The sequence below is a fragment of the Actinomyces sp. 565 genome (assembly GCF_010365615.1).
In the GTDB taxonomy this organism is placed as follows: domain Bacteria; phylum Actinomycetota; class Actinomycetes; order Actinomycetales; family Actinomycetaceae; genus Actinomyces.
This window is the reverse complement of sequence record NZ_PIZD01000002.1, coordinates 86,064-93,962: the sequence shown is the minus strand read 5'-3', so window position 1 is coordinate 93,962 and position 7,899 is coordinate 86,064. Positions and strand designations below refer to the sequence as shown.

Genomic DNA, 7,899 nt, shown 5'->3' with positions numbered 1-7,899 from the left:
CTTGTCAGGGAGTCGTACAGCCGTGGTGGGTCCGCGTAACGCGCGCAGGCCCACCACGGCTGTCGGGTCAGCTCAGCGCGGCGGCCACCGCAAGACGCAGGGAGTCCTGGAAATGCGTCTCGCGCTCCGCGGCGCTCATATCACCGGAGTGATCCAGCAGGTGGTCGGAGATCGTCAGCACTGCCAGTGCCTGCTTGCCGAATTCGGCGGCCACTCCGTAAAGGGCCGCGGCCTCCATCTCCACGCAGAGCGTGCCGTACGCCGATAAGCGCTCCGTCTGCCCTTCCGGCGTGAAGTAGAAGTGATCACGGGAGATGATCGTCCCTGTGTGCAGGCGATCGGAAAGGCCGGCATCGATGCCCGCACTGTACGCGGCCATCGCGAGGCGGAAATCTGCCACAGCGGAGAAGTTCACGCCCGGGATGCGTAGCTGGTTCATTGCGGAGTCGGTATGAGCGCCGGTTGCGATAACCACATCACCCACATGCACCTGCTTGCCGATCCCGCCTGCGGTCCCCACACGGATGATGCGTTCGACTCCGAACTGGCTGAACAGCTCGGTGGCGTAAATGGAGAAGGACGGCTGCCCCATTCCCGAGCCCATGACTGACAACGGCTTGCCGCCAACGGTTCCCGTGAAACCGAGCATGCCGCGCACGTCTGTAACCAGTCTGGCGTCATCCAGCAAGCTCTCGGCGATTCGCTGAGCGCGGCGTGGGTCCCCCGGCATGAGTACCGCAGGTGCGAAGTCTCCGGGTTCGGCGGCTATATGAGGCGTGGCCATGGTTGTCCTCTCGATCACAATCAGTGTGCTGCGCATCCAGGCGTCCCGGAGGTGCCCGGTGTCTTAGATGCGTGACATGCCAGTGTCGCACACCTGGAACGCGCGGGTGCCGTGCGGCATGCTCCAGATGTCCTGCTGGACATCACGTTATTACTGACGTAGTCGCTCGGTCTGCAGTAACCCGGCCGGAGCCCTTCTGAGCGCCACGCGCCAGGGCTGCCGGGGCTAGTCGGGGCGCTATTGGCGCCGCCACGGAGAGCGCGGGAGGTGGGGGAGCGTACAGAGGCGTCCGCATGGCGGGACGTGGTAGGCGCCCCGGACGCCTGCGACTATCGTCCTACTGTTCCAAGCCCTGTGCTATCACGCATGGGCAGCCGGGTATGCCGGCTTCCAACAACCCGGAAGGTTCTCAATGCCCTCCAGTCCCGGATCGCCAACAGCCGCGAAGATGCCCGCGCGCGAACAGTGGAGTGGACAGCTAGGCTTCCTGCTGGCCGCCATCGGATCTGCTGTCGGACTCGGTAACATCTGGCGGTTCCCCGGCACCGCGTACAACAACGGCGGCGGCGCCTTCATGGTGCCCTACATCGTTGCGCTACTGATTACCGGCCTGCCTGTGCTCTTCCTGGACTACGCGCTTGGCCACCGCTTCCGGGGCTCGGCTCCGGCAGTCTTCCGCCGCGTGTCCAGGCGGTTCGAGTGGCTCGGCTGGTGGCAGGTCTTTATCTGCTTCGTCATTATGACCTATTACGCGGTGATCGTTGCCTGGGCGCTGCGCTACACGCTGTTCTCCCTGACCACGGCCTGGGGTGATGACGCCGCCGGCTTCTTCAGCGACTATATCGGGCAGAACCTGCTGGCTGACTCCTCCACCCCCGGCTACTCGCCGATCCCGGTCATCGGGGTGGTCATTCCGTTGGCCCTCGTCTGGGCCTTCGGCATCTTCGTCGTAGCCCGGGGCATTTCCCGAGGGGTGGAGCGAGCCAACCGGGTCTTCTTGCCGGTGCTGGTAATCATGTTTGTAGTCCTGGTGGCACGGGCGATCATGCTCCCCGGGGCCACCGACGGGCTCAATACTCTGTTCACGCCCGACTGGAGCCGATTGACGGACTACACCGTGTGGGTGGCGGCCTTCGGGCAGATCTTCTTCTCCCTGTCTATTGGCTTCGGCATCATGCTCACCTACGCCTCCTACCTCAAGCGTCGCTCCAACCTCGTGGGTACAGGGTTCACCGCGGCATTTGCCAACTCCTCCTTCGAGATCCTCGCCGGCATCGGCGTGTTCGCCACCCTCGGCTTCATGGCCCATGTGGAGGGCGTGACGGTAGCCGAGCTGGAGGGAATCCAGGGAGTGGGGCTGGCTTTTATCACCTTCCCGACGGTTATTTCCCAGATGCCGGGCGGGTCGCTGTTCGGCGTGCTGTTCTTCGCATCATTCTCAATGGCGGGCCTTACTTCGTTCATCTCCATCCTCCAGGTGGTCACTCCGGCCGTAGGCGAGAAGCTCGGCTGGTCCAATGGCAAGGCGACCCTGGCGGCCGGCCTTCCCAGTGCCGCACTCTCGCTGCTGCTGTTCGGCACAGCCTCAGGACTGTGGGATCTTGACATCGTTGACGCCTACATCAACTACATCGGAGTGGTTGGCTCCGCGATCGTGATGTGCGTCGGCCTGGGCCTGGTGCTGCGTCGTCTCAAGGAGCTACAGCGGCACCTGAACCTCGTCTCCGACACCCGGATCATCGGCGGCTGGTGGCGGGCGCTCGTCGCCGTCGTCGCCCCGCTGCTGCTGGGATACATGTTCATCCAGAACGTGTGGGCCTATGTAACCAGCGGCTACGACGAGTACTCGGCGGGCATGCAGGGCGTATTCGGTTGGGGCACCATTTTCCTGGTTGCCGTCGCGACGATTCTCTTCACGCGGATGCCCTGGCGCACGCCGGTTGACGACTACACACCCCTCGACCTGGATGTGCTCGAGGAGGTGAAATGACATGACTGGTCAGGCGATCGCAGTAATGCTCGTCGCAATCGTCATCATCTGGGGCGGCCTGGCCGTCTCCGTGACGGCACTGATAGTGCGGGGGCGTCGTGAGGACGTTGAGGCCCGTGAGGCGGCCCTCGCCGCGGCGCACGAGCACCTGAACCACCCGCAGGAACCCAAGTGACAGGTACGAATCCTCCAACAGCTGACCCGGGTTTCCCGGCGCTGCCGACCTGGGACACAATGCGACACATGCCTTCGACTCAGGACCAGGACGCGATGCTACCGGCCTCCGTGGAACCCGCCTCCGCATGGCCCCGGCTGGTTGCCTTCGACTTGGACGGGACACTAGCCCCCTCCAAGTCGCCCATGCCGGCACCAATGGCCACCGCCCTGTGTGCTCTACTGGATGTGGTGCCCGTGTGCATCATCTCCGGCGGCCAGATCGGGCAGTTCCGCGAGCAGGTGCTCTCCCGTCTGGGTGCCAGCGCCGAGGAATTGGGGCAGCTTCACCTCATGCCCACTTGCGGGACGCGCTACTACACCCGTGGCGACGGCGACTGGAAGCTGGTCTACGCCAATGACCTCGATCCGGAACAGGTGAAGCGTGCCTTCGCCGTCGTGGAGGCCGAGGCGCGGCGTCTGGGACTGTGGGAGGAACAGACCTGGGGGCCGGCACTGGAGGACCGGGGCAGCCAGATCACCTTCTCGGCGCTGGGGCAGCAGGCGCCCCTGGAGGCGAAACAGGCCTGGGATCCGACGGGGGAGAAGAAGAGACGGCTGCGTGACGCCGTTGCCGCGCTCCTGCCGGACCTGGAGGTCCGCTCCGGCGGCTCCACCAGCGTGGACATCACCCGGAAGGGCATTGACAAGGCCTACGGCATGAGGAGGCTCGCCGAGGTCACCGGCATACCGCTGGAGCAGATGCTCTTCATCGGTGACCGCCTTGACCCCGAGGGCAATGACTACCCGGTTAAGGCGCTCGGTGTGGCCTGCCAGGCGGTTGACACCTGGGAGGACACGGCCGCATTCGTCACCGACCTAGCCGCCCGCCTGGCGGCCGGTGACCCGAGCTGAATCCCATGCCGAACGCTGCCTGGCGGCGCGCCTGCAACGGCCTCCGCGATGGCCTCGGCAGCGCACGCGCCACCATCAAGGACTGGTGGCGTGCACGCACCACCGGCTTTCGCACGGCCGTGCGCACCATCACCCTGCTGGTGCTGACCGGGCTCGTGTCGCTAGCCATCGGTGTGTCGACGGCCTGCGCCTCCTCGCCCCTGGGGCCCCACGAGGCCACGTGGTCGGTCACCCTCGACTCCACCCTCAGCGTCGACCTGGGGCCACTGGGATCGGTGACCATGGACTCGCCCGCCGGCCCACTCGGGGTGGAGGTGACGGTCGGGGAGATTCCGGGAGAACCCGATCCGGAAGCGGTGTCGGCAGAGACGCTCGGCCGGGTACTGAGCTCCGACGGCGCCGCATACGTAGCCCTGATAACCCACCCCGAGCTGACGGTTGAACGGGGAGTGCGTGCCCTCGCGGATGACGCGCTGCGGCGCGCAGGCCTGATCGAGTCGGTCCTGCTGAGCCTGGTGAGCGTCGCTCGGCTGTCGGGACTGCGCCCGCACGTGCGGGCGTCGCGCCGTCTTCCGCATGCGGCGGCAACAGTGCTTGTGACGACGGTCATCGCGGTGGCAATCGCCCTCGTCGTACCGGCGGTGCGCTCAGCTCCAGAGCCGGGCAACCGTCTGCAGGTCCTGGCGGGCACGCCCTTTGCGAATGCCCGGCTTTCCGGTCGAGTCGCGGATATCGTGCAGGCGTATGGTGGCCGCGTTGCGCAGTTCATAGATGAGAACCAGGCCTTCTACACGGCGGCGGAGAACAACTTGCGGGCGGCATGGACGGCCGCCGAGGCGACCGACGGCGCAGTGGATGTCACCGCCTCCGATGGGGTCGTGGATGAGGCATCGGTGCGGTCCGCCTTCGAGGCGGCAACGCTTCGTGGAACCACGCCACTCGTCCCCGCATCCACGCCGACGCCCACGGGCGCGCCGACGCCGAACCCAACCGCCAGGTTCGGCGCGGAGCCGACCCCGGCGGCAACCACCAACGCACCGGTAACCGGGGCCTGGGCAGTCGACCCGGAGCGCAACACCACTGCCGTGCTGTCCACCGACCTGCACTGCAACCTGGATGTGATCTCCTTTGCGGGTGTCCTAGACGAGCTCGCCGACGCCGATATCCACATGGATGACGGCGACCTGACCATGACCGGGAGCCAGCCGGAGTCGATTTGCGTGGACGCCCTGTCCGACGCCGTGCCCCCGGGTGTCGCGCGCGTTGCCACCATCGGCAACCATGACTCCGACTCCACCGTAGCGCGCCTGCGCGCCCAGGGCTGGACCGTCACCGACGGCACCGTGCAACAGGTAGGCGGCCTGAACGTGCTCGGTGACACGGATCCGGACCGCACCTCCGCGTCCGGCACGGTCAGGCGCGGGCAGGAGGACGCCGTGCAGCTCGGCGGTCGGCTGGCAGCGACAACCTGCCGCGCCGCGGATGCAGGCAGTCGGGTCGACCTGGTCCTGATCCACCAGCCCTATACCTTCGCCCCTCTTGTCGCGGAGGGCTGCGCGCCGGTGCTGATTGCCGGGCACGTCCACCAGGAAAGAGGCGTGAAGACCAGCGTCGGTGGAAACCTTGATGTCACGCAACTGGTGTCCGGGGCCGGGAAGGGCGGGACCTCCATCGGACAGGTCACCGAGGACGCATATCTGCACGTGCTGTCCTTCGACCCCGACGGCGAGCTGACTGCCTGGCGTGCCGTCGTCCTGCATCCGGATGCCTCCGTCACGGTTGGCGCGTGGCAGCCGGTGCCCGCGGCGCAGCAGGAGGCATCCTGACAGCGCCGGCGGAGGCTCGAGGCATGAGCCGGGCCCGCCCGCTCCGCCGCGGCCGTGAGGCACAATGGAGGAACGCTCCGGAGGGCCGGGGCACTTCCACATCACAGAGTTCCAGAATCCCAGAATTCGTATCCCAGGAGAGGCCGAGGAGTTCCGCAGATGGCGCATGTGCCCACGCAGGCCGAGGTTGACGCGATGATCGACGCGATGAGCGAGGAGGAGCTGGACGCCTACTTGGACGGGGCGCCCGTGCCGGTGCCGTCCCCTGGAAGCAGTGGGGCGGACCAGACACCGGGCCTGCGTCCCTGGCAGCAGGCCTCCGGCGCTCCTCGCTCCTACGGGATGTTGCTGGTAGTAGGCGCGCTGATCGGCATCGGCGCCTGCTGGGAGCTGATTGTCAGCCAGCTCGAGCAGCTGCGCGTACCCGAGGCGGACCTTCTTTGCGATGTGAATCCGCTGGTGTCCTGCGGGGACTCCCTGAACGTTTGGCAGGGAAACCTGCTGGGCGCCCCGAACTCCTTCATCGGGGCCATGGCCTTCGCCGTACTGCTCCTGATCGGTTTGCTGCTGGTCGCGGGCGTCCGGCTGCCTCGCTGGGTGTGGTGGGGGCTGGTGGCCGGTACGGCCTGCGGAATCGGCTTCGTCGCCTGGTTCCTGGGGGTTTCGGTGCTGGACTTCGGCAAGCTGTGCCCCTTCTGCACCGTGATCTGGGTGGTGACGATTCCGATTGCCACCAATACGTGGGCCCGAGCTGCGCAGGGCGACCACCTGGGCCTGCCCGCGGCGGCCGTCCGCCTGCTGGTTGCGGGGCGCTGGTGGATCGCCGGGATCCTGTACGCCGTGATCACCGCGATTGTGCTCGTGGCCTTCTGGGACGGCTGGGTGGCGATGCTGCGGTGAGCCAGGCGCAACGCGCCGAGGACGCGGGAGATCCCACGGCTGACGGCTCGGCGGTGACTCAGGACTATCTCAAGGCCGTCTGGGCGGCGTCGGAATGGGGCGGCCAGGGCGCCTCGATCACCGGGCTCGCCCGACGCATGGGGGTGGCGCCGTCGACCGCCTCGGAGAATGTGGCACGACTGGTAGAGGCGGGGCTGCTGGAACACGCCCCGTACCGCGCGGTCACGCTCTCGCAGCGGGGACGGCACCTGGCCCGGGAGATGGTGCGCCGCCACCGTCTGCTGGAAACCTATCTGGTGGAGGCACTCGGCTTCGAGTGGGATGAGGTCCACGCCGAGGCGGAGGTGCTCGAGCACGCAGTCTCCAACCGGGTGCTTGCCGCGCTCGACGCCGCCTTGGGGCATCCCGTACGCGACCCGCACGGGGATCCCATCCCGGATCCGGATGGGCGCGTCACAGTTCCTGACCTGTGTGCCGTCGAGTCGCTGCGCGTGGGGCAGACCGGTGTGGTCGGCCGCATCCGCGACGATGCGGAGGTCCTCAAGCAGTTGTCCCGCGCAGGTATTGGGTTGGATACACGTGTTCTCGTATTGGGCCACGACGCGGGCGGCACAGCCGACGGCGGCCGCCCCGACACCACCGTACGGGCGGTGCGGGAGGGCGAGGGCATTGCGGGGCGGGACTACCACGCGGCCGTTCCGGCAGGGAGCCTGTGGGTGCTGGCGCGCCCGGAACCGGCAGCGACACGCGCCTGATCATCTACGCTGGGGCTGTGACCGACACAACCAGCCCCGCACCATCGGTGTTCACCAAGATCATCAACGGCGAGATCCCCGGACGCTTTGTTTGGGCGGACGAGCTCTGCGTCGCCTTCGCCACCATCGCCCCACACACCGACGGGCACATCCTGATCGTGCCCCGGCAGCAGGTCGCCTCCTACGTGGACGCCTCCGACGAGCTCATCGCCCACCTGGCCGTCGTCGCCAAGCGCATCGGGCGTACCCAGACGCGTGTATTCGAAGCTGCACGCCCTGCCGTACTGGTGGTGGGCCTCGAGGTCGACCACCTGCACCTGCACGTGCTGCCCATCCGCGCCGAGGCGGACGTGGCCCCCGCGGCCGCACGCCACGACGTGCCCGCCGCCGAGCTTGACGCCGCCATGGAGCGCCTGCGCGTCGGCCTGCGGGAGGACGGCTGGGGCGGGAACGTGCCCGCTGCCCTGGGATCCCCGGCACTCGCCTGAGGCCACTCTCCGCCCGCACAAATGCCCGCCGGGCGCTCGACGTGACCGGCGTCGCGGCTCCACCAGCCGGACCGGCGCCGGCACCGGG

8 protein-coding genes are annotated in these 7,899 nt (G+C 67.4%); 7 read left to right on the top strand and 1 reads right to left on the bottom strand.

Features of this window, described 5'->3' with window-relative positions:
• Positions 1 to 67 precede the first annotated feature (67 nt).
• Complete coding sequence (gene deoD / locus GZ997_RS00485) at positions 68 to 784, bottom strand: purine-nucleoside phosphorylase (protein WP_162678435.1); 717 nt, start codon at positions 782 to 784, stop codon at positions 68 to 70.
• Between the two features lie 412 nt (positions 785 to 1,196).
• Between deoD and GZ997_RS00480 the strand changes: the two genes are divergently transcribed.
• The 7 genes from GZ997_RS00480 (at position 1,197) to GZ997_RS00450 (ending at position 7,811) form a co-directional block, all read left to right on the top strand.
• On the top strand, positions 1,197 to 2,774 hold the full coding sequence (locus GZ997_RS00480; protein WP_203233830.1) for a sodium-dependent transporter: 1,578 nt from the start codon (positions 1,197 to 1,199) through the stop codon (positions 2,772 to 2,774).
• Between the two features lies 1 nt (position 2,775).
• Complete coding sequence (locus tag GZ997_RS00475; protein ID WP_161924311.1) at positions 2,776 to 2,949, top strand: methionine/alanine import family NSS transporter small subunit; 174 nt, start codon at positions 2,776 to 2,778, stop codon at positions 2,947 to 2,949.
• Positions 2,950 to 3,044: 95 nt separating this feature from the next.
• The gene (locus GZ997_RS00470; protein ID WP_162678432.1) at positions 3,045 to 3,842 is read left to right on the top strand and encodes an HAD-IIB family hydrolase; all 798 of its coding nucleotides are present in this window, start codon (positions 3,045 to 3,047) and stop codon (positions 3,840 to 3,842) included.
• Positions 3,843 to 3,847: 5 nt separating this feature from the next.
• Entirely contained in the window at positions 3,848 to 5,668 is a 1,821-nt protein-coding gene (locus GZ997_RS00465) for a serine/threonine protein phosphatase (protein ID WP_203233829.1), read from the top strand.
• 159 nt (positions 5,669 to 5,827) lie between these two features.
• Positions 5,828 to 6,568 (top strand): vitamin K epoxide reductase family protein, encoded by a 741-nt coding sequence (locus tag GZ997_RS00460; protein WP_162678420.1) that lies wholly within the window; start codon positions 5,828 to 5,830, stop codon positions 6,566 to 6,568.
• Positions 6,565 to 7,323 carry a metal-dependent transcriptional regulator gene (locus GZ997_RS00455; RefSeq protein ID WP_161924310.1) on the top strand — a complete coding sequence of 253 codons (759 nt, stop codon included), beginning with the start codon at positions 6,565 to 6,567 and terminating at the stop codon, positions 7,321 to 7,323. Before GZ997_RS00460 ends, GZ997_RS00455 begins: the two co-directional genes overlap by 4 nt.
• Before the next feature lie 17 nt (positions 7,324 to 7,340).
• A complete protein-coding gene (locus GZ997_RS00450) occupies positions 7,341 to 7,811 on the top strand; it encodes an HIT family protein (protein ID WP_161924309.1) in 471 nt (156 codons plus the stop codon).
• Positions 7,812 to 7,899 lie beyond the last annotated feature (88 nt).

Coding starts and splice junctions, on each gene's coding strand:
- deoD (WP_162678435.1), bottom strand. CDS start 784: ATGGCCACGCCTCATATAGCCGCCGAACCCGGAGACTTCGCACCTGCG.
- GZ997_RS00480 (WP_203233830.1), top strand. CDS start 1,197: ATGCCCTCCAGTCCCGGATCGCCAACAGCCGCGAAGATGCCCGCGCGC.
- GZ997_RS00475 (WP_161924311.1), top strand. CDS start 2,776: ATGACTGGTCAGGCGATCGCAGTAATGCTCGTCGCAATCGTCATCATC.
- GZ997_RS00470 (WP_162678432.1), top strand. CDS start 3,045: ATGCTACCGGCCTCCGTGGAACCCGCCTCCGCATGGCCCCGGCTGGTT.
- GZ997_RS00465 (WP_203233829.1), top strand. CDS start 3,848: ATGCCGAACGCTGCCTGGCGGCGCGCCTGCAACGGCCTCCGCGATGGC.
- GZ997_RS00460 (WP_162678420.1), top strand. CDS start 5,828: ATGGCGCATGTGCCCACGCAGGCCGAGGTTGACGCGATGATCGACGCG.